Origin of the sequence: Eubacterium sp. BL-380-WT-2B (genome assembly GCF_009696115.1) — a bacterium.
Taxonomy (GTDB): Bacteria; Bacillota; Clostridia; order Eubacteriales; family Eubacteriaceae; genus Eubacterium; species Eubacterium callanderi.
Window position 1 is genome coordinate 42,306 of the sequence record NZ_VUMP01000001.1, and the last position, 19,566, is coordinate 61,871.

At 38.5% G+C, this 19,566-nt stretch carries 22 protein-coding genes; 17 read left to right on the plus strand and 5 right to left on the minus strand.

Features of this window, described 5'->3' with window-relative positions; translation table 11 throughout:
• The first annotated feature begins 14 nt into the window (after positions 1-14).
• Together FYJ53_RS00265 and FYJ53_RS00270 are read left to right on the plus strand one after the other, a co-directional pair.
• Entirely contained in the window at positions 15-1,862 is a 1,848-nt protein-coding gene (locus FYJ53_RS00265; protein ID WP_367650989.1) for a lysozyme family protein, read from the plus strand.
• A 1,068-nt stretch (positions 1,863-2,930) separates the two neighbouring features.
• A complete protein-coding gene (locus FYJ53_RS00270; protein WP_154556867.1) occupies positions 2,931-3,419 on the plus strand; it encodes a hypothetical protein in 489 nt (162 codons plus the stop codon).
• 136 nt (positions 3,420-3,555) lie between these two features.
• Here the strand turns inward: FYJ53_RS00270 and FYJ53_RS00275 are convergent, their stop codons facing one another.
• Positions 3,556-4,818, minus strand: a complete 1,263-nt coding sequence (locus FYJ53_RS00275; RefSeq protein ID WP_154556868.1) for a C47 family peptidase — start codon at positions 4,816-4,818, stop codon at positions 3,556-3,558.
• Positions 4,819-6,612: 1,794 nt separating this feature from the next.
• Between FYJ53_RS00275 and FYJ53_RS00280 the strand changes: the two genes are divergently transcribed.
• Positions 6,613-6,951, plus strand: a complete 339-nt coding sequence (locus tag FYJ53_RS00280; protein WP_154556869.1) for a helix-turn-helix domain-containing protein — start codon at positions 6,613-6,615, stop codon at positions 6,949-6,951.
• 72 nt (positions 6,952-7,023) lie between these two features.
• On the opposite strand, the gene FYJ53_RS00285 is transcribed toward FYJ53_RS00280, so the two are convergent.
• On the minus strand, positions 7,024-7,317 hold the full coding sequence (locus FYJ53_RS00285) for a helix-turn-helix transcriptional regulator (protein WP_013378581.1): 294 nt from the start codon (positions 7,315-7,317) through the stop codon (positions 7,024-7,026).
• Between the two features lie 160 nt (positions 7,318-7,477).
• Here FYJ53_RS00285 and FYJ53_RS00290 point away from each other — a divergent pair, with 160 nt between their 5' ends.
• From FYJ53_RS00290 to FYJ53_RS00320, 7 genes are all read left to right on the plus strand, one after another.
• Complete coding sequence (locus FYJ53_RS00290) at positions 7,478-8,023, plus strand: DUF2703 domain-containing protein (RefSeq protein WP_154556870.1); 546 nt, start codon at positions 7,478-7,480, stop codon at positions 8,021-8,023.
• A gap of 112 nt (positions 8,024-8,135) precedes the next feature.
• Positions 8,136-8,507, plus strand: coding sequence for a hypothetical protein (locus FYJ53_RS00295; RefSeq protein WP_013378583.1), 372 nt, complete (start codon positions 8,136-8,138; stop codon positions 8,505-8,507).
• A gap of 2 nt (positions 8,508-8,509) precedes the next feature.
• Positions 8,510-8,794, plus strand: coding sequence for a ferredoxin family protein (locus FYJ53_RS00300; protein ID WP_038351946.1), 285 nt, complete (start codon positions 8,510-8,512; stop codon positions 8,792-8,794).
• Between the two features lies 1 nt (position 8,795).
• Positions 8,796-9,644 carry a glycine cleavage system protein GcvH gene (gcvH, locus tag FYJ53_RS00305; protein WP_154556871.1) on the plus strand — a complete coding sequence of 283 codons (849 nt, stop codon included), beginning with the start codon at positions 8,796-8,798 and terminating at the stop codon, positions 9,642-9,644.
• Positions 9,637-10,035 (plus strand): putative zinc-binding protein, encoded by a 399-nt coding sequence (locus tag FYJ53_RS00310; RefSeq protein WP_154556872.1) that lies wholly within the window; start codon positions 9,637-9,639, stop codon positions 10,033-10,035. The genes gcvH and FYJ53_RS00310 overlap by 8 nt, the downstream gene beginning before the upstream one ends.
• Before the next feature lie 4 nt (positions 10,036-10,039).
• On the plus strand, positions 10,040-10,438 hold the full coding sequence (locus FYJ53_RS00315; RefSeq protein WP_154556873.1) for a putative zinc-binding protein: 399 nt from the start codon (positions 10,040-10,042) through the stop codon (positions 10,436-10,438).
• A 56-nt stretch (positions 10,439-10,494) separates the two neighbouring features.
• A complete protein-coding gene (locus FYJ53_RS00320; protein WP_154556874.1) occupies positions 10,495-10,665 on the plus strand; it encodes a hypothetical protein in 171 nt (56 codons plus the stop codon).
• 58 nt (positions 10,666-10,723) lie between these two features.
• Here the strand turns inward: FYJ53_RS00320 and FYJ53_RS00325 are convergent, their stop codons facing one another.
• Together FYJ53_RS00325 and FYJ53_RS00330 are read right to left on the minus strand one after the other, a co-directional pair.
• On the minus strand, positions 10,724-11,260 hold the full coding sequence (locus tag FYJ53_RS00325) for a (Fe-S)-binding protein (RefSeq protein WP_154556875.1): 537 nt from the start codon (positions 11,258-11,260) through the stop codon (positions 10,724-10,726).
• Positions 11,251-12,417: a cysteine desulfurase gene (locus tag FYJ53_RS00330; RefSeq protein WP_154556876.1), complete on the minus strand. Its 1,167-nt coding sequence runs from the start codon at positions 12,415-12,417 to the stop codon at positions 11,251-11,253. Before FYJ53_RS00330 ends, FYJ53_RS00325 begins: the two co-directional genes overlap by 10 nt.
• Positions 12,418-12,566: 149 nt before the next feature.
• Between FYJ53_RS00330 and FYJ53_RS00335 the strand changes: the two genes are divergently transcribed.
• The 4 genes from FYJ53_RS00335 to arsD all read left to right on the plus strand — a co-directional run bounded on the left by FYJ53_RS00335 (position 12,567) and on the right by arsD (position 15,820).
• Complete coding sequence (locus FYJ53_RS00335) at positions 12,567-12,938, plus strand: arsenic metallochaperone ArsD family protein (RefSeq protein WP_154556877.1); 372 nt, start codon at positions 12,567-12,569, stop codon at positions 12,936-12,938.
• 308 nt (positions 12,939-13,246) lie between these two features.
• Complete coding sequence (gene arsA / locus FYJ53_RS00340; RefSeq protein WP_154556878.1) at positions 13,247-14,962, plus strand: arsenical pump-driving ATPase; 1,716 nt, start codon at positions 13,247-13,249, stop codon at positions 14,960-14,962.
• A 74-nt stretch (positions 14,963-15,036) separates the two neighbouring features.
• Positions 15,037-15,432, plus strand: a complete 396-nt coding sequence (locus tag FYJ53_RS00345) for a helix-turn-helix transcriptional regulator (protein WP_177190809.1) — start codon at positions 15,037-15,039, stop codon at positions 15,430-15,432.
• Position 15,433: 1 nt separating this feature from the next.
• Positions 15,434-15,820 (plus strand): arsenite efflux transporter metallochaperone ArsD, encoded by a 387-nt coding sequence (gene arsD / locus FYJ53_RS00350; RefSeq protein WP_090414196.1) that lies wholly within the window; start codon positions 15,434-15,436, stop codon positions 15,818-15,820.
• Between the two features lie 138 nt (positions 15,821-15,958).
• Here the strand turns inward: arsD and FYJ53_RS00355 are convergent, their stop codons facing one another.
• Positions 15,959-16,348: an arsenate reductase ArsC gene (locus FYJ53_RS00355; protein WP_090414194.1), complete on the minus strand. Its 390-nt coding sequence runs from the start codon at positions 16,346-16,348 to the stop codon at positions 15,959-15,961.
• Between the two features lie 98 nt (positions 16,349-16,446).
• Here FYJ53_RS00355 and FYJ53_RS00360 point away from each other — a divergent pair, with 98 nt between their 5' ends.
• Genes FYJ53_RS00360 through FYJ53_RS00370 form a run of 3 tightly spaced genes read left to right on the plus strand, consistent with a single transcriptional unit; the run spans position 16,447 to position 19,479 of the window.
• Positions 16,447-16,758, plus strand: a complete 312-nt coding sequence (locus FYJ53_RS00360) for a thioredoxin family protein (protein ID WP_013378597.1) — start codon at positions 16,447-16,449, stop codon at positions 16,756-16,758.
• 31 nt (positions 16,759-16,789) lie between these two features.
• The gene (locus tag FYJ53_RS00365; protein WP_154556879.1) at positions 16,790-18,538 is read left to right on the plus strand and encodes a hypothetical protein; all 1,749 of its coding nucleotides are present in this window, start codon (positions 16,790-16,792) and stop codon (positions 18,536-18,538) included.
• Positions 18,539-18,564: 26 nt separating this feature from the next.
• The gene (locus FYJ53_RS00370) at positions 18,565-19,479 is read left to right on the plus strand and encodes an AAA family ATPase (protein ID WP_154556880.1); all 915 of its coding nucleotides are present in this window, start codon (positions 18,565-18,567) and stop codon (positions 19,477-19,479) included.
• The last annotated feature ends 87 nt before the right edge of the window (positions 19,480-19,566 follow it).

A 19,566-nucleotide genomic window follows, 5' to 3' on the forward strand; every position in this document is an offset into this window, starting at 1 on the left:
TTCGATGAAGGGAGGTGTTAAGCATCGGAAAAGCAATCAAGACCCGGGAGGTAAAAAAGGATATACGGGTACTCGACAAGGCCGGAACAGCTGCCGAGCGGATACGGGAAGCGACCATCCGGACAAAGGATGCCGCTGAGCGCAGTCCGTCGCCGCAGGAAACATCCGCAAATGATTATGCCATCAACCGAACATCCGATTACGCGGATCGTGCGGCCCATGGAGCAGCCCGTCAAGTTCAGGATCAGAGCCGCCGTGCTGTTCAGAGGGTTCAGGCCCACCGGGCAGACCGTATGGCTGAATCCGCGGAAAATGCCCGCGCCGAAGCGGAACAGGGTGTCCGGAATATCGGGGATGAGGTGCGCATCAAAACCCGGGAGCGCGCAGACGGCATGGTGAAAGCCAAAGGCAGTACCGAGCCGTCGATCAAGGCCCTTCCGGAAAAAGAAAAGAATATCCGGCAGTCCATTTACTCCGCAGCCAAGAGCAGGCGGGCGGCCCGGACAGGGCTTGAAAAGGCCCCCAAACGCACCATAAAAACCAGTGACCAGACGGGCAGGCTGCGCATTAAAACGGCCAGTGAAGCCCGTAAGCTGGGAAAAAACAGCATCCGGACAACGAAAGCGTCCAAAAGGGCCACCAAGTCCGGGCGGGCCACGGCAAAGACCGCCAGAGAGAGCAGCAAGGCGGCTGCAAAAGCATCACAGGCAGCTGCCAAGGCAGTAGCTAAGACCAGTCAGGCATCGGCCAAAATGGCCGTCAAGGCTTCTCAGGCTGCGACGAAAGCAGCCATCACCACCGGAAAGCTCGCCGCCAAGGCTACGGCCGCAGCGGCGAAAGTCACAGCGGCGGCGGGAAAAGCTCTTGCCAGTGCTATTGCCGCCGGGGGATGGGTGGTGGCGCTGATTCTTGTCATCATCGTACTTTTTGGCGGGGCCTTGTGTCTGGTGGGAGCAGGCAATGCCAATGCGGTGGAGCCTGTCAGTGAAGAAGTGCAGGCCTATGAACCGCTGATCACAAAGTATGCCCGGGAACATGGGATACAGGAATATGTTGAACTGATCAAAGCGGTCATGATGCAGGAATCCGGCGGTCGCGGGGGTGATCCGATGCAGTGTTCAGAGTGCGGCTATAATGACCAGTATCCCGGCGGCATCACCGATCCGGAGTATTCGATCAATATTGGCATCCGGTATCTGGCCGACTGTTTACATGCCGCGGGGGTTACCAGTCCCATGGACTTAGAACATATCAAACTGGCCCTTCAAGGCTACAATTTCGGGGCCGGGTATATTGACTGGGCTTTGGAAAATGACGGCGGTTATACGCAGGCCAACGCCCAGGAGTTCGCCAATCTGCACGGCGGCAGCTACGGCGATGTGAGCTATGTGCCGAATGTCTTAAGGTATTACCCTTTTGGGCGTATCCCGACAGGGGCAGGCAACAGCAATATTGTCAACGTGGCAGCCAGCCAGATCGGGAATGTCGGAGGGCAGCCCTATTGGAGCTGGTACGGCTTTTCCGGACGGGTGGAATGGTGCGCCTGCTTTGTTTCATGGTGCGCGGATCAGTGCGGTTATATCGACGCGGGGGTGATCCCCAAGTTTGCACTGGTATCAGATGGCGTAAATTATTTCCAGTCAAAAGGCCAGTGGCAGGACGGGAGCTATACACCGAAGCCGGGCGATATTATTTTCTTTACATGGGGTGGTGACGGCAGCGCGGATCACGTCGGTTTTGTTGAGAATGTGACGGATGGCACCGTGAATACCATTGAAGGGAATACTACGGACAGCTGTGCCAGAAGGAGCTACCCGCTCGGGGGTTATATGATTCTGGGGTACGGCTGCCCCGCTTATTAAAACTGAAAAAAGGTTATGGAATAGGACGGATGAAAATCGGTCAAAAACAGGGAACCGGAAGAAAAGTCTTTCGCGTTCCCTTTTATTTTTGTGCAAAAAATCAGGATAGCCGGGGTTTTTAAGCTTTTGTTGATCCCCAATATCAAAACAACAAATATGTGTGGCTGAGCAAATGCAGAAAGTCAGCCCGGCGGTCGATTGTTTCACTTGCAGTTGGCCGTCGTCAATGGGGTGGAGAGCGCAGACCCATGTAAAAGAAAAGCGGCTTGGGGGACTTCCTATGTTGTGCTGTGTGTTTCGCCATTTGTAAAAATGGTAAGTCTGGACGGGAATGGGCAAAAGAAACATGCGGGAAACCGTCTTGAAGTGGACCTGCTGAAAAGAGAATTTTTGATATGGCAGGAAAGAGATAGCTGAAATCAAAAGTATCCTTTATTTTTTGATTTTTCCTGAAAACAGGCTATCTCTGTCCTGCTGATACAAAGGAAAAAATATACGGTTTATTTAAATTGAGATATAATATAATTAATATGATTAGAGATATTTTTTATTCGATGACAAGCAATAGAATGTCCGATCAAATGATTATTTCAAGGGGGCAGGATTAAATGTACCATCAGTGTCAAAAAAGGGGCTATGCAGCGCCCGTCGACGAACTGATGGATGCTGGTGTCCTGCATAAGAGGAATGGTGGTTTGGACGGGTAGCCTTTCTGGAAATCCAAACTTATTGCAACATAATAAAAGACATGATATACTAACTATAGTATAGAGTACTAAAGGATAATTAAACTTCTGAAAGTATAGAATAGCTATATGTTTTAATTATCAAGTTCGAAGAAAGACAATTTAAAACATGGTTAAAAAATTATTTAATTGATGAAAACTTGAAGAGGAGAAATGAAAATATTTACATCAAAAAATATAGTAGTGTCTATTTTTTCAATGATCTTACTTATTACGTTCTGTTTTTTTTTGTAAGACTCAAATAAACTATATAGATAATTTTATTACATCATTATATAAAAATAATGAACAACATTTAAATGATGAAATATGTGATAATACTTTGCAACAAGCTAGAGTACATGCATCATTTTTATTTGGAGAAAAAAGACAGAACGCATGTAGAAAAATTGAAGAACTTCAGAAGATGTATCATTTAAAAAAAATAATAGAGAAACAATATTATGGAAGCATTCCTGTTGATATTATTGCAATTGATGATTATAACTACATTTCTGAAACACTGAAAGAATATGCTGTCTTAAAACCAGATTTTTATCAAGAGATGCACAACAATTTTGTTCAAGCTAAAATCCAATTTGAAGTTGTTGAAGAAGTGAATTCGTTTTATTATGATGGATCTGAACGAAAACTTTTAAAACCAAGTGTGTCATTGGAAAAAGTAAATGAAGCCATAAATTCGGTAGATGAATTAGCCAATCAAAAAGTTAAGGAAACTTTGCTTTATTGCCTAGAAACGTCAAAATTTTCTTTATCTGGACAAGGTGGAAACTTGAAATCTGGCGTTATTGGGCAGGAAATAGTTGAATAACTTTTTCACTCAATTTACGCTTTAACAAACCGATTCCAAAGCTCAGAGATTGAAATAAGTTTGCCATTGTTTTTTAATCTTAAAGTTAATTGTCCATCATCTAAAAAAGAGCTAGATATCTAGCTCTTTTTTAGTGTTAGTATATGTAATTATAAATGGATTGATCCCATACAGAGTAATAACCACTTAAGTTCATATAATCTTTCACAGAACTTTCTAAATAAGAGATGGTACGATTGTACCATGGATTCCACATTTCATAGAATATCATTTCTCCGACCATCGGATCAGCAACACTGCTTGCGCCGCAAATGACTTGTGCATGTCGACTGTAAAAACGTCCATCAGAGTACTGCATTTCCCAAGAGGTTTGGACCCTATTTGCATCAATCATCAATGAGTAAATCGAACTAGGTGACAATTGGTAATCACGGTATGCAAGCTTTGTCATTCCTAAAGATTCTGCATAAGTAATATAATCATGCGGTATCTTTGTACCATGTTCTATCCGTTCGGACATAGTTTCATTAGGGTAACAAACAGCCATGAGGTTACCAGCATACACTCTATGATTTGTCTGACTTCGTATTATTGCTGTTGCGCAATACGCACCACACCACGGCAATGTTGATTGTGTTTCTGAAATATCTATTCCGTTAAAAAAATTCCATCCAGGAGCTCGCGTTGATGCGCCTGAGTTAATGATGTCACTTAATGCTAAAACCGGTTCCATAATATTTTTGGGTTTTTCTATGTTTCTTGTTCTTAAACTAGGAAGCTGTGCAATATCATTAACTGTTTCAGTAGTAACCTCTTTATCGGATATCGATTCTTTTCCACTTACACTATTAACTAATTGTTCATTCTTTCCATTAATTTTATAATTTACGTCTTCTAAATTACGTTGTATTTCAATTGGAGATTCCTCGCTAGTTGAGATTTCCGTTTTAAGAATATTTAATTCCGATGCTAAAGCATTTGTCAAATAACCAGTACATCCATAGAGGGCTTCGTATGAGCCGGTTCTTGGGTTAGTACTGGGGTAAGACATAAATATATAAATGATATTATTATCGCAAATAATTGGAAAATAGTAAGCTTCCATGACAGAATTGTCTTCTTTTTTCATTTGAAAAGGAGTTCCAACATAGTAATCATTTAAGCTAGTCGAAACTTGGGGATCAAGAGAATTATCATTTATAATTCGATTATTTAGCATTGTTGGCAAGATAGCAGTAACAAACTGAATATAGTTATTGGGAACATCACTAGAAGCGATATAAAATCCACTGCTATTTTCAGAAAGGTCGGTAGTGGCAGCTATTACGTTGGAACAACTAAATGAAAGCGTTGAAAGAATCAAAATAAATGTTAAGAATTTTTTTAGTAAATTTTTCATTTTCTTCTCCTTAATAATACAATGAAACCAAGAGCGGTTATATTATAAAACCATCGGAAACACCTCTTTCAAACAATGTAAACGAATTACTACAAGTTTATATTATAAAATAGGATTTATCAATATTTTCAATAAAATTAGTTTAATATTTTTAGTATACTAAAAATATTAAACTAACTTTATTTTCTTTTATATTTTTGTTATTTTGTTTTTACCTATCTCTATGTTTAAATAATCAAGAATAACAATTATGTTATAATTGCGACTATATCATAGAGTACTAGATTGATCTAAAGGATATGCACAGACTAAGCAGGGAGAAAGCAAAGATGGTAAACGCATAGGAGAATATAAAGGCTTATTCAGAGACGGCCTCGCTTATGAGGCTTTCTAATAAATGCAAGAGGAAGTTCAAGAATTTATAGTATAAGAAATTGATTATTGAGTTTAAAAAAGGGAGCGTGAAAACGAATTTTTTTCTTTTTTGATATCATAAAACTATATATTATTTAAATTAATATGCGAATGTTTCTTAAAAAACCGTTATTCCACACATATTAGCTAGTATACATAGTTATATAGGGTGGAGAGCGCAGACCCATGTAAAAGAAAAGCGGCTCGGGGGACTTCCTGGCTGTGCTGTATGCTTCCTGATCGTTGATCGGTATGTCTGGACAGGGATAGACGGATGAAGCATGTACGTGTTGTACCTCAAAGTGAACCTGATTTCTAGGGATGAGATGGTTTTTATGGAATTAGGCTATCTCTGCCCTGATGGTTACAAAGAAAAAATTTATCTTTCCCGTTAGAAAATAGGAAAAATGACCGATTAAATCTATCCGTTTAAATAATTATGAAAACTAAAAATAAATATCTATCCTAAAAGATTTTCTTTTTTGTACCTAAAGAGAAATGCTGAAAGAAAAAATGGAATACGAGAGAAACTATTTCCCTAAAAATACAAATAAGAATTGCATATTATTTCAATATAAACTATAATAAAGACTATAGAAATAAAAATTGCGGCATCCGCATTGTGATTGCCCCACAATGCGGCATGCGGTGTTTGGGCACCACACCTCCGAGGAGTACCGCAAAGTTAATTATATGCTATTTTTCATTTTTATTCAATAGCCATAGTTGATTTTGTGATATTGTTGAGTTTTTTCTTGAACTTTCTTAACTGTGTGTGGGTAGTTGCCACGCGCAGTTTTTATTTTCCGAAAGGACGGACGGACTATGGATAACTTTTGGTTCATTCGCTCCTGTCACGTCTGCTATGTTTTCTAATTCTTGAACCTTTATCCGATAAAGAGAAAAACAAAAGGATAAGGGATGATATATTTGATTTTCCGGTTTGATGATTTCAGATAGAATGAAGTTTGAAAATGTGGAAATTTGAATATAGAATGAAAGCGTAAACGAACAAATAAAAAAGCGGCATCCGACTTGGTGCGGTAACACCTCCTCGGCTTGCTTTAGGTGAATACAGCACCCTACACAACGGGCGTCAGCCACGTACCGCTTGCATACTATTTTACATGATAGCAATCATTAAGACAAGGTTTTTTATTATGTATTAGTTGACTAGCGCAATGCAAAGCATTTTCGAATCAGGATAGAAATATCTGGATTATTTTTTGAAGCTGTGTATGGGTAATTATTATAAACCTTGCATAGCTTTTTTGTTTGGGAAGTTTACGGAGGATGACGGGGAGAGATTACTCTCCCCTGAAAATCCGCAAACTGAACATTGTAAAAAATAATCTATTCATATAGATGGGAGGAAATTAAATGCAAGAGCTAGATCACAAGGCTATTGGGCTGCGTATTCGCAAGCAAAGAACGTTTCTGAACATGTCCCGGGATGAACTGGCAAGAAAGATTGGAATTACGCCTACGTTCCTTGCCGATATTGAACTTGGAACAAAAGGCTTTTCACTTAAAAGCCTGAATCGCTTTAGCAACGTTTTAAAAATGTCAGCTGATGCTATTCTCTATGGCCCTAAAGAGTATATGGGGACAAAATATGCAGCATTATTGGAACTGTTAGAGCGTTGTCCGGCGGAAAAAGGGAAATTCGCAGAGGAAATTTTGACGCTGTTTCTTTTATCACATGATCCAGTAGAATAATAAAGAGGGGACGATTTTCATAAAAAATTGTCCCCTCTTTTTCTGTAGAATTAATTTGGAATATGGCACTTTTTACTTAAATTGATTTAAATATTCTTGGCTCATTGCTTCAGCTGCTGCAATGAGCGCTTCTGTATTTTTTAAACATACGTGATAGTGTGTTTGTACTCCAACTTTTTCACTGGCAATAATACCTGCTTCTTTCAAAATTTTTAAATGCTGAGATAAATTTGGCTGGCTAAAATCTAAGTTTTCTTTGAGTTCGCACACGCAGTGTGGTTTATCCAATAAGAACTTAACGATTTTTAAACGAATGGGATGGCCCATCGCTTTCAATATTTTGACGGATAAAGATTCGCTATCCATAATAACTCCTTTTCTATAATGATATAATTGATATGTTATATAATGATTATATAGGAAGACGTATGGAATGGCAAGTAAAAATATCTTGACGGTGTAAAAAAATAATATTATAATATTATAAAAATATAATTAAAAAGTTATTAAATAGAAAGGGATTAACATGTCTGGAAATTGTTTTGACAAAAAAATGAAAAGGACTACAGATTCGGAGTTGCGTTGTAATTATGAAAAACGGAGGGAAGTTATTTTAGATTTCCTTTATTTGGATTTAAACACTTGTGAGCGCTGTAAAGCAACAGATGCATCGTTTGATCTGGCTGTAACGTTGTTATTAGATGTTTTCAAGCTACTCGATTTTCATGTCAAAATTCACAAGATTAATGTGACAACAAAAGAGCTGGCTGAACAATATCATTTCATTAGTTCCCCGACGATCCGAGTGAACGGTATCGACATTTGTGATGAAGTGAAGGAGAACAGGTGTCAAGATTGTGGCGATCTCTGTGGAGAAACTGTTGATTGCCGTATTTTTATTTATCAGGGAGAAGAATATGAAGAACCTCCGGTTGCGATGATTGTGGAAGGTATTTTAGAAGTGGTCTTTGGACATATTAATCAAAAAGAAAAAAATTACCAGTTACCAGATAATCTTAAGCGTTTCTTTTCTGGAAAAGATCAGAAAAACGTAAAGAAAGGTTGTTGCTAAAGGAGGCTTCATTAAGATATTATGGATAAACATATTAAAAGATACTTGACTTTTATTCAAAAAGAGAATAATATAAATATATAATTAAATAATTATATAAAGAGGTGCTAATATGAATGATAATTTGCCAGGATTTTTAATGTGTGTCTGTACGGGGAAATGCCCAGGATTTCAGGCAATGGATATATGGGATTTTATTAATCAGGTAAGGGTAGAGCTTCCAGTAGAATATGCTATTATTCACCCCCAAATGTGCGAGGAAGATGGAGACCGTTTTTTTGCAGATTTTCTAAAGACAGGACGAAAAGTTGTGATTGGTGCTTGTGCGCCGAATATGCAGCGAAAAATGTTTAAAGATGCTTTTAAAGATGCTGGACTCGACATTGAAAAAGACGCTGTTATGTTAGATATACGTGATATGACAAATGAACAGGCCTTTGAAAAAGTTGAAAAAGCACTCGAAGATATGGGATTGGAGGTATAGATATGAGTGATACTACTTTTATGGGAGTAGAACGAAATCGGATTGACTGGTCTCCGCGGATAGATTACAGCAAATGTAACGATTGTATGGATTGCTTTGATTTTTGTCCTCACCAAGTTTTTGAAAAGCAGGAAAATGGTGTGCATAAACTAGTGGTTAAGAATCCTGATAATTGTGTGGTCTTTTGTCGGGCGTGTGGAAAAACATGCGGTCTTGATGCCATTTCATTTCCAGATAAGCCAGCAACAACCAGGTTAATCAAAGCTATACGTAAAGAAGGAAAATAATATGGAAAAAGATTTTTGTATTCTGCCTTGCAATGGATTGGATAAATTTGCCGGTTCCTTGACACGTGAGGTCGCTTTGGAAATTTTGGAAGAAGGAAATCATGAACTGATTTGTCCTGTGCTTTACCATGCCGCTCAAAAACGTTATAACAAAATTTTAGAAGAAAAGCCCCTATTAGTCATTGATGGCTGCAATACGAGATGTGCAAGTAAATTGGCATCTGAGAACAATTTAAAAGTAACAGAACGGATTAATGTGAGTGAAAAAGCCAAGGATGCCGGACTTTCATTAGGGAATTACCTTGAAATAGATGAAGAACTCAAAGATTTTATCAATGGAATCGCTGAAGATTTTCAAGCAAAACCTGAGGAAGGAGAACAATCTGTTTTCGTAATGCCCCAGGCCGTTGACTATGCTTCTTTCAGCAAGGGAAAATTTGTTTTTAAAGTACCAAAGGAAGCCTATTATTTTAATGAGAATGACTGTTGGGTTTTTATTGAAAACGGCTTTGCACGTGTGGGTGTTACGGATTTTGTGCAGCAAAATTTATCCGATATTCTATTTGTCGATTTCCCGGAGATTGGACGCGAAATCGAGCAGTTTGATGATGTAGGATCTGTGGAATCCGGAAAATCAATTTTTGAACTGGTTTCGCCGGTAAGCGGCATTGTTACAGCCATCAATGACGTTTTGGAAGAAGAACCTGAACGCGTGAATGAAAGTCCTTATGAAAAGGGATGGATTGCTGAGATAAAACTCACAGATTGGGATGAAGATATAGAAATGCTCATATCTTATGAGGAATATTTTGAAATTATGAAGAAGAAAGTAGAGGAAATCAATGAGTAAGGTAAAAATCATTCCATGTAGTGGTATTGGAAAGGTGCTGGGACTGATTGCCCGTGAATCAGCACTAAAAGTGACAGGAGAATTATTGCCGGAAGACACAGAACGTCTGTGCTTAGCACACATCGTGACCGGCGATGAAGAAATAGTATCGAAAATTGAAGGCCAGCCGTGCATCACCATTGACGGCTGCGCGAAATGCTGTGCCCAAAAGAGTGTGGAAGCCGCCGGTGGAGCGATCTGCGGTAAACATCGTGTCATTGACTTTATGAAAGCGCACCGGGGGGAAGAACATGGTACGGGCACTTATCTGTCTGAGGATGGATGGAAATTTGCGGATGAATTGGCAGCGGTAATGGCTGATGAAGTAAAAACCATGAAGAAGGGGGAATAATCAAATGGGTGAACAGAATATTGGAATTATTGCATGCAGTGGCGAAGAATGCTTAGGCGGAACGATTTCCCGTCTGGCTGTTCGAAAGATGATGGAAATATTGAGACCAGGAGCAGTGAGCACTTTATGTCTGCCCCTTTTCATTGCAGGCGGTGACCAAGAGCGGGCTTTTGCTCAGAATCACCCAACAATTTCAGTGGATGGATGCAGTAAATGCTGTGCGAAACGGGCCATCGAGAAATACAGTAATGCAGTTTCAGGAATCGTTGATGTAGAAGCCATACTCGGAGAAGAAATAGCTCTGGATCATCAAACCATTTCTACCAAGGATTTAACGCCAGAACAGCTACAATATGTGGATCAAGTAGCAGCAGAAATATGTAAAATATTTGATACCCTTTAGAAGTTTTTTTCGGAGTGGAATGTATATGGACAAAATTAAATGCCGATGGAGGAAAAATGGGAAACCGTAAATTACATCTGATTAATCATGGTGGATTTTACACTCCAGAAGAAGTAAAAGAATTATTGCAATCCCCTAATTTCAATGCGAATTGTCAGTTAGTAGCATATTTCTATAGTATGCTTTCTATTTTTACGGATGCGTTTGAAAAAGCTCAAACTGAATGAAGGGCTTTATTTGACAAAGAGACAGGAATAAGCAGTGCCTCCTGTCTCTTTTGTGTATTTAGTGAAGATCATAACCGGATTCTTTTAAGATGGACGCAAGATGTTGATAATTCAGGGAATTTTCTTGTTCTTTTAAAAGAGTGCAGCGATCTAGTTTTTGGCTGCCGTCTACAAGCTTTGTGGCAAAAGCCATGCAGGTTGCTTCGCCACATGACTTACAGTTTGTTTTGGGAAGATAGCGATATAACTCAAACGGCTTCAGCCGTTCACGTTGCTTATTTAGAGGGGTAATATGCGCTTTATTATCTGCGGTGTCATTAACTATTATTTGAAATTGCTCAAGAAATTCGTAAGCGTCACTTTCATTCTCCATTTGAGTGGCAGAAAGAGTATCGCCCTGAACAGTGATGATATGATTTCCTGTTTTATAGCTGAAAGACGGCGCCTTTGGGTTGTAATTTGCCGTTTTAATAACTGCGTTGAGATAGGGCAGTAAGTCATCAATATTGCGCGCTAATTGAGCGCGGATTTTAATTCTTCCATGCCCCGTTGTACAGGGTTCCATAAAAACAATCGCAATATGGTCTAAATACATAATACTGTTCCTTTGTTTCTCAAATAGCCACGTAGGCCAATAACCAGCTGATCAACATCCATTTTTGAATTATAATAGCTCAATCCAATGCGGCAAGTCCCACGTTCGAGAGTACCCATTAGCTGATGGGCGGAAGGAGCACAATGCAGACCAGCACGGATCATAACATGATGCTGCTGGTCTAAATAAAAAGCAATTTCTTCAGGAGGACACCCCTTAAGGTTAAAAGGAATAACTCCGATCGTTTTTTGCGCATCAAGTGGGCTATAAAGTTCAATACCTGGTATTGTATCAAGCTGATGTACTGCATAATTATAAAGCATTTTAATTTTTGAATGGATGCCTTCAAGTCCCGTTTCATTAATAAAGTCAATTCCTGAACTTAGGCCAATGATTCCGGGAACATTAAGTGTACCGGCTTCCAGATGATTCGGATAGTAATCCGGTTGATAGGGATAAGCGGAATCGCCCCCGGTGCCGCCAGAGATTAGCGGTTCAATATCTAAGTTTGGAGAAAGAACCAGGCCGCCAATCCCCATCGGCCCCATTAAACCCTTATGTCCGGTAAAAGCGAGAATATCAATATGAGAATCTTGCATATCTATGGGAAAATGTCCGGCAGTCTGCGCGGTATCGACCATTAAGGGAATGTGCCGTAGATTTGCCATTTCACCAATGGCCTGAATCGGCTGAACTGTTCCAAGTACATTTGATGCGTGGTTAAAAACAATCAGTTTTGTCTTAAAGGTTAGAGCGCGCTCAACAGATTCAGGGGATGTTTGTCCATTCTTATCTGCGGGTACCACGTTTATACAAACACCCTTATTTTTTTCAAGCATTTTAAGACAGCGCCAAACCGCATTGTGTTCCACTGCGCTTGTGACAACTTGATCCCCGGACTTTAAAAATCCCTTCAAAGCAATGTTGACGGCTTCTGTTACATTTTTAGTAAATACAACGGTCTTTGGATCGGGATGATTAAAGAAGCGTGCTGTTTTAGAACGGGCTTGAAAGACTAACTGATCGGACAATAAAGCTTTCTGATACGCGCCACGTCCGGAAGTTGCTCCGTTTTGAGCCATAAATGTCGTCATTGACTCAATCACATTTGATGGTTTTGGAAAAGAAGTAGCGGCATTGTCAAGATAAGCGGCCATAACAATCTCCTTAAATAAATATTTAATTATATAGCTATAATATTATTTTTTTATGAAAAAGTCAATCATTGTATTGACAAAAAGGGAAGTCGGATATATTATATGATTATAAACACATATGAATTTAAAATCATGTGATGGAATGAAAAATGAAAGATAAAACAAAATTTGAAATTTATGAACCGGCTCGTATGACAAATGAGCAAAAAGAACAATTGCGGAAGATTACGCCATTGTTAGATGCCTTAATCGAGAGAGATTATTCAATTTCAATTTTTAATTTTGCTACCGATAAAGATGAATTTTTAGATCACCCAATTATCGGACAAGCACTCATAATGGAAGCTGAAGGACTTTTGCCAATAACGTTAATCAATGGCGAAGTAAAACAAATGGGTACTTTTCCAAACAATGCGGAAATTGGTGAATGGCTACAGCTTAGCTCAGAAGAATTACTTGATATTCTTAAAGTTTTCCGTGAAGAATCTGGGGTAGGTTGTAGCTACGGAACGTGCTGTTAAACTTGTGAATTGGATTTGATTTTGCCGCAGTGTGAGTTGCGTGAAAGTAGAGAGGGATTGGATGAATAAAAAACCATTAATTGGTGTTTTACCACAATATCAGGTTGCAGAACACAAAATTTGAATTTTTCCGGAATATATGGATGCAATCATGGCCGTGGGCGGCATACCATTTCTTTTACCCTTTGCCAGACGTAAAAAGGATTTTAAAAAAATCGTTGACAAAATTATATGATTGCATTATCATATGACTATAAAGACATATTATTTTTGAATCATGCAAATAATAACAGAAATGAGGCGTTAATATGTATGAAGTTTTTAACCCGGACAATGCCGGTCTGACGAAATATTTATTTTACACAGGAAAAGGTGGTGTTGGCAAAACGTCAACCGCTTGCGCAACGGCAGTATCCCTTGCGGATAAAGGGAAAAAAGTATTTTTGATCAGTACTGACCCTGCTTCGAACTTACAGGATGTTTTTGAAACAGAGTTGGATAACAAAGGCGTCCCCATCAAAGAAGTACCGAATTTAGTCGTTGCAAATCTTAATCCAGAAGAAGCGGCAGCAGAATACCGCGAGTCTGTGGTTGGCCCTTATCGAGGGAAAATGCCGGAATCCATTATTGCGAATATGGAAGAACAATTATCGGGCTCCTGTACAGTGGAAATTGCGTCATTTAATGAATTTGCAAACTTTATCACGGATGATAAAATCAATAATCAGTATGATTACATTATTTTTGATACGGCACCAACGGGCCATACATTGCGGATGCTTCAACTGCCATCCGCATGGGATTCATTTATTGATGAAAGTACTCATGGGGCTTCCTGTTTAGGCCAGCTTTCTGGCTTGGGGGATAAAAAAGAAATGTATGCTCATGCGGTTAAAACCCTGTCAGATAAAGACATAACGACTTTAATCTTAGTTTCCAGACCTGAAAAGGCACCGCTTGATGAAGCCGCCAGAGCATCAAAAGAATTATCCGATATTGGTGTAAATAATCAGAAACTAATTATTAATGGTGTTTTGGAAAAAGTAAATACCAACGATCCTGTTTCAGAAAGCTTTTTTGAAAAGCAGCAAAAGGCTATGGCGGGAATTCCTGAATCTCTAAAAACAATGCCAATTTTTGTGCTGCCGCTTCGCTCTTATAATGTCAGTGGGATTGATAATATCCGGAGAATGTTGACAAGTGATGATCTGTCAGAATCGGATGATTTTAATAACGATTTTGAGTTTCCCGGATTAACCACATTAATCAACGATTTGCACAAAAGCAAGAAAAAAGTTATTTTTACAATGGGAAAAGGTGGTGTCGGAAAAACAACAATCGCAGCCGCCATTGCTCTGGGATTAGCAAAGTTTGGCGAAAAAGTACATCTGACCACTACCGATCCGGCAGGGCATATCAGTGCACAGGCCATTGCCAACCGGAATGTGGAAGTCAGCAATATTGACGAAGCCGAAGAATTACAGAAATATAAAGATGAAGTAATCAGTAAAGCCATTGCAGGCGGTGTGAGCAAAGAAGATTTAGACTATATCAAAGAAGATCTGCGCTCTCCATGTACTCAGGAGATTGCGGTGTTCCGGGCTTTTGCGGATATTGTTGAAAAAGCAGAGGAAAAAGTCGTCGTTATTGATACGGCACCTACCGGACACACCTTATTATTGCTCAACTCAACAGAAAGCTACCACAAGGAAATGGAGCGCTCGAATGCGGAGATTCCTGAGTCAGTGATGAAACTGTTGCCACGATTGAAAAATAAAAACGAAACCGAAGTAGTGATTGTTGCTCTTCCAGAAGCAACACCTTATTTCGAAGCCTACCGTTTGGAAGAAGACCTGAACCGAGCCGATATTGACAATAAGTGGTGGGTCATCAACGCCAGTTTATTGGCTGCGGATACGAATGATCCATTTTTAAAAGCACGTGCAGCAAATGAAGAAAAATGGATTAACCGCATTGCAGAAGAAACCAAAGGAAATTATGTCGTTATTCCATGGCAAAAATAAGATGGACACCATTTTGATGACAAACATATGAAAATAGTTTATAATAATATGAGTATAAATTCATGTGTGTTGGAATGGAGAAAATCATGATCATAAATATATTAAAAACTTTATCTGACGTCAATCGTCTGAGAATCTTAAACCTTTTGAAACAAAAGCCTTTGTGCGTGTGTGAAATAGAGTATCTATTGGAATTAAACCAATCGAATCTTTCCAGACATCTGCGGAATATGAATCAGTTGGGCCTGCTGGATACCTGGCGCGAAAATAAATTTGCTTACTATAAAATAAACGAGGATTTTATAAAGGCGAATCCTTTTATTAAAGAAATATTTGAGCGATTGGCCGAAGAAAAGCAGTTGCAGGAAGATTTGGACAATTTTAATGCGTATATAGCGGAAAACATTCCCTGCGCATGTGTGACAAAAATGCTTTTGGAAAAAAAGTATGAACAGAAAGAAGGCAGTTAAAATGAAAAAAATCGAAATATTTGATCCAGCAATGTGTTGTTCAACAGGTGTTTGCGGCCCGGGTGTTGATCCTGAATTGCTGCGGATGGCCACCATGGTCAGCAATCTGCAAAAAGCAGGCAAGGATATTAAGCGGCATAATCTTTCCGAAGAACCGCAGGCTTACATTGATAATGCAGCAGTAAATGATGTGATTCTGAAGGAAGGAGCAGATGCGCTGCCAGTTACAGTGGTGGATGGCGCGGTTTTGAAAAAAGGCGAGTATCCGACAAATGATGAATTACTTGATTGGAGTGGGATGTCAAAGGAAGAATTGGTAACATTATTAATTCAGGAAAAAGTGGCACAAAACGGTGGCTGCTGCAGTGGCGGAAGTGGCTGTTGTTAACTAAAATGAATAAATGAAAATGCAAAAGGAAGCGATGTTAGCGTTGCTTCCTTTTTTTGCGATAAAATATTACCCGTATTCGCTATAGAAAAGCATTTGAGTATATGCTAAAATAATTATATAATTATAAATGAATTGTCACTTAAGTTTTGACTTTAGTAAGAGTATCTTAGTTTCGATCTCTTTTATCGTTTTGAGAAAGACAGTGTCATCTTTACCAGTTGGATCATCCAGTCCCCAATCCATATGAATTGAGCAGGGAATGTGTGGACAAGTAACATTACAGCCCATTGTAACGACAATATCAATTGGGGGTAAGGATTCGAGGAGTTTTGGTCTTTGGGTTTGTTCCATATCAATATGATAATAGGTTTTCATTATGCGGACAGCATCGGGATTAATATTTGATTTTAGTTCGGTACCAGCACTATAACTTTCAAAAACATCACTGGCAAGATGCTTTCCGAGGGCTTCTGCAATTTGAGAACGACAAGAATTATGTACACATATAAAGGCTACTTTTTTCATTTAGTGCTCCTTTTAAATAAGTTTATTGTTATATTATTATATCCCTAATATAAAATCAAGTATTCAACGTTAATTTTATGATTTCAGGAGGAAATAAAATGTCGATTTTGGACAATATGTTTGGAAATGAAGATTCTATGGAAAAAGCAATGAAAGAAATGGGTGAACAATTTTTTTATATAAAAGTATTAGGTGCAGAAGAACCGGAGTGCACCCGATTGCTTCAAAAAGCCCAGGATGCTTTGGCAATTTTGAAGAAAGAAGGACAATGCGAGAGAATTAAAGATTCTGAAAACATTGCTGGATGTAAAGTAACAAGTCAGGCGGTATTAGTGATTAATGATTGTGTAATAAAAAATGGCAGCAACCTTGAAATTGAGGATATTGTTGAATTGTTAAAAAAATTTTAAAGTAGTTGTTGTATGGAAAAAGAGGTTCAATATGAACGAAAATATACATTGGGAATATGATGACTGTGAATTTGATAACAGGGTTTCAAATCTGATGTGGACGATTTGCGGCGATTACACAGCACAAATGGGTCCAAAAGAAAAAACAAGTTTAACAAAAAATATCGCACTCTATTATGGGATTATGGCAGGTGGTCGTCGGAAATTTATTGATTGGCTGAAAGTAAACGGTTATATAAAAGGTCGAATCAGACAGAATTTCAATCTTGAAAAACTTCAAACTTTGATCTTTTTAGCGGTGAATCCAATGGTAATCAGACAGATCTCTAAAGAGCGTCCGGGTGTAGCAGACATTCAAAAAAAAGCGTGTTCCGAAATCGTTACACTGCTTAAAAATCCAAAATCACAACAGTTTTTAGATTTGGTAGAATTTGCGATTTTTGAAGCATTAGCCGAAATTAGCAGCAAAGCAGAAAAAAACGTTCTGGCAATGAGCCAAAAAATTTTAGAAATCTCACTATCGGATACCACTGAAGAATTTATTAATGGGGTGGATAACCTTTATATTGAATGGCAGAATGTCAAAGAGGTAGAACCTATCCAGTATTTACTGGATGAAAACAGCAAAAAAGAAGTTATTAACACCGAAGAATTCATTAATAAGTCTGTTGATGATCTGCTTCAAATAAAAGAGCTGAGAGAAGTGGATCGGGAAGAAGATAATCGTGAGGAAGAAGAATGGGAAATTGGAAAAACTGAAGTAGTCTTTGTTAATCAAAATGATGTTGATAATATGCAGAAACAGGTCGCACATTTTTGCGGGAGTCCCTATTTAGAAATTTATCAGACAAAAAAACTTCAGAATACTTTATGCAAAGGAGCGCATCGTGATTGTTGTTTACATTTTACGGATGGCGTTTTAAGAAGTAAATGTGACAGTGATTTTAAGAAAAAATATGCATTAAGAGACCAACACCGCAATATCAATGTTTATCAGGAAAATTTGCGTATTTATACGCGGACGGTAAAAAGACTCCGTGACGCGTTATTACGTACTTTAACGATGGAGCGTTCTAAGTATCCTGTTCTGAGCGATTGGGGAAGTATTAATGCAAGAACAGTATGGAGAGTTGGAAAAACTCCGACAAGTCGTCTGTTTGAGCATTTTGAAAGTAATGATAAAGGCGGGTTCGTTGTTGACCTCCTTTTAGATAGCAGTATGTCTCAAAAAGGGCGTGAGCCGTTAGTGGCGATTCAAGCCTATATCATTGCAATGGCATTACTAGAATCTGGAATACCTTGCAGGGTGACTGGTTTTAATTGTTTTATGAATTTTACAGTTATGAAGCGTTTCCGAGATTATTCCGATTCAATAAAAACGACAGAAAATATATTTGAGTATTACTGCGAGGGGAGCAATCGGGATGGTTTGGCAATTCGAAGTATTTGTGACGGATTATACCGACGTAGTGAAGAAAATAAAATATTAATTATTTTAAGCGATGGAAAGCCCAATGATGTTCATATGGAATCAACGGATAGAACAAATCCATTTAGGGGAATATTAGCATATAATGGAGGATTGGGCGTTGCAGATACGGCAAAAGAAGTCCGTGTTGCCAGGCAGCGAGGAATTTCAGTGTTAGGCGTTTTTACAGGCGATGAGCGTGATCTGGAAGCAGAAAAACATATATATGGCAAAGATTTTGTTTTTAGCCGAAATATTAACCATTTTGCGGATATTGTCACGACCTATTTAAAACGAGTTATGACAAATTAAGATTACTAGAAAAAGGATAAAAGAAAATGACTATTTTTGAAAAATTAGAAGAACAAGGCGTTAATGAAAAATTAATCAAGGATGTTGAATGCTTTAGAAAAGAGTATCTTGTTGCTGAAAATCTTAAAGATCGTATACCAAAATGTGAAACGATTTTTTACGGAAAGGATATATGGTCAATGTGTATTACCGCTATATTGGAGGGTGAAAATATTCTTTTGAGTGGGCCAAAGGCAACAGGTAAGAATGTTTTGGCCGATAATCTTTGTGAGGTTTTTGGACGACCTCAATGGAACACATCATTTCATGTTAATACTGACAGTACAAGCCTTATTGGAACGGATACATTCATTGACAATGAAGTGCGTCTGCGCCGTGGATCTGTTTATGAATGTGCAGCGAATGGCGGATTTGGTGTTTTCGATGAAATTAATATGGCAAAAAACGATGCGCTTGTTGTGCTCCATTCTGCACTTGACTATCGAAAAATTATTGATGTGCCAGGATATGAAAAAATTAGTCTTGATCCCGCGACACGCTTTATCGGTACGATGAATTACGAATACGCAGGAACAAAAGAATTGAACGAAGCATTAGTATCCCGTTTTATGACTATAGATATTCCTCAGATTGATGAAGAAACACTAATGGTTATTTTAAAACAAGAATTTTCTGATGCAAAAGAGGATATGTTGCGACTATTTGCTGGAATATTCCTCGATTTGCAGGAAAAGGCAATGAACTCAGAAATTTCAACTAAATCGGTGGATTTAAGGGGAATCATGGGAAGTTTGAGAACAATACGACGTGGTTTAAAACCGATGCTTGCGATTAATATGGGTGTTATCGGAAAAACTTTTGATCAATACGAAAAAGAGATTGTCTATGATGTTATCCGAACAAGAATCCGAGAGGATTGGCTACCTGAGGATATATTTTAGATGTATTTTTTTGTTATGATTGCGCTTAAATTCGGTATCTTATTTTAGAAAAAAGTAAATCAATAAATATTTTAATAATTAATATAA

What these genes read in the sequence shown, in the direction of transcription:
- arsD (WP_090414196.1), top strand. Translation starts at nt 15,434, where the DNA reads ATGAAAAAAATCGAAATATTTGATCCAGCAATGTGTTGTTCAACAGGT.
- FYJ53_RS00330 (WP_154556876.1), bottom strand. Translation starts at nt 12,417, where the DNA reads ATGGCCGCTTATCTTGACAATGCCGCTACTTCTTTTCCAAAACCATCA.
- FYJ53_RS00345 (WP_177190809.1), top strand. Translation starts at nt 15,037, where the DNA reads ATGGAGAAAATCATGATCATAAATATATTAAAAACTTTATCTGACGTC.
- gcvH (WP_154556871.1), top strand. Translation starts at nt 8,796, where the DNA reads ATGGAAAAAGATTTTTGTATTCTGCCTTGCAATGGATTGGATAAATTT.
- FYJ53_RS00370 (WP_154556880.1), top strand. Translation starts at nt 18,565, where the DNA reads ATGACTATTTTTGAAAAATTAGAAGAACAAGGCGTTAATGAAAAATTA.
- FYJ53_RS00275 (WP_154556868.1), bottom strand. Translation starts at nt 4,818, where the DNA reads ATGAAAAATTTACTAAAAAAATTCTTAACATTTATTTTGATTCTTTCA.
- FYJ53_RS00355 (WP_090414194.1), bottom strand. Translation starts at nt 16,348, where the DNA reads ATGAAAAAAGTAGCCTTTATATGTGTACATAATTCTTGTCGTTCTCAA.
- FYJ53_RS00295 (WP_013378583.1), top strand. Translation starts at nt 8,136, where the DNA reads ATGAATGATAATTTGCCAGGATTTTTAATGTGTGTCTGTACGGGGAAA.
- FYJ53_RS00300 (WP_038351946.1), top strand. Translation starts at nt 8,510, where the DNA reads ATGAGTGATACTACTTTTATGGGAGTAGAACGAAATCGGATTGACTGG.
- FYJ53_RS00325 (WP_154556875.1), bottom strand. Translation starts at nt 11,260, where the DNA reads ATGTATTTAGACCATATTGCGATTGTTTTTATGGAACCCTGTACAACG.
- FYJ53_RS00310 (WP_154556872.1), top strand. Translation starts at nt 9,637, where the DNA reads ATGAGTAAGGTAAAAATCATTCCATGTAGTGGTATTGGAAAGGTGCTG.
- FYJ53_RS00285 (WP_013378581.1), bottom strand. Translation starts at nt 7,317, where the DNA reads ATGGATAGCGAATCTTTATCCGTCAAAATATTGAAAGCGATGGGCCAT.
- FYJ53_RS00360 (WP_013378597.1), top strand. Translation starts at nt 16,447, where the DNA reads ATGTCGATTTTGGACAATATGTTTGGAAATGAAGATTCTATGGAAAAA.
- FYJ53_RS00320 (WP_154556874.1), top strand. Translation starts at nt 10,495, where the DNA reads ATGGGAAACCGTAAATTACATCTGATTAATCATGGTGGATTTTACACT.
- FYJ53_RS00365 (WP_154556879.1), top strand. Translation starts at nt 16,790, where the DNA reads ATGAACGAAAATATACATTGGGAATATGATGACTGTGAATTTGATAAC.
- FYJ53_RS00290 (WP_154556870.1), top strand. Translation starts at nt 7,478, where the DNA reads ATGTCTGGAAATTGTTTTGACAAAAAAATGAAAAGGACTACAGATTCG.
- arsA (WP_154556878.1), top strand. Translation starts at nt 13,247, where the DNA reads ATGTATGAAGTTTTTAACCCGGACAATGCCGGTCTGACGAAATATTTA.
- FYJ53_RS00315 (WP_154556873.1), top strand. Translation starts at nt 10,040, where the DNA reads ATGGGTGAACAGAATATTGGAATTATTGCATGCAGTGGCGAAGAATGC.
- FYJ53_RS00335 (WP_154556877.1), top strand. Translation starts at nt 12,567, where the DNA reads ATGAAAGATAAAACAAAATTTGAAATTTATGAACCGGCTCGTATGACA.
- FYJ53_RS00280 (WP_154556869.1), top strand. Translation starts at nt 6,613, where the DNA reads ATGCAAGAGCTAGATCACAAGGCTATTGGGCTGCGTATTCGCAAGCAA.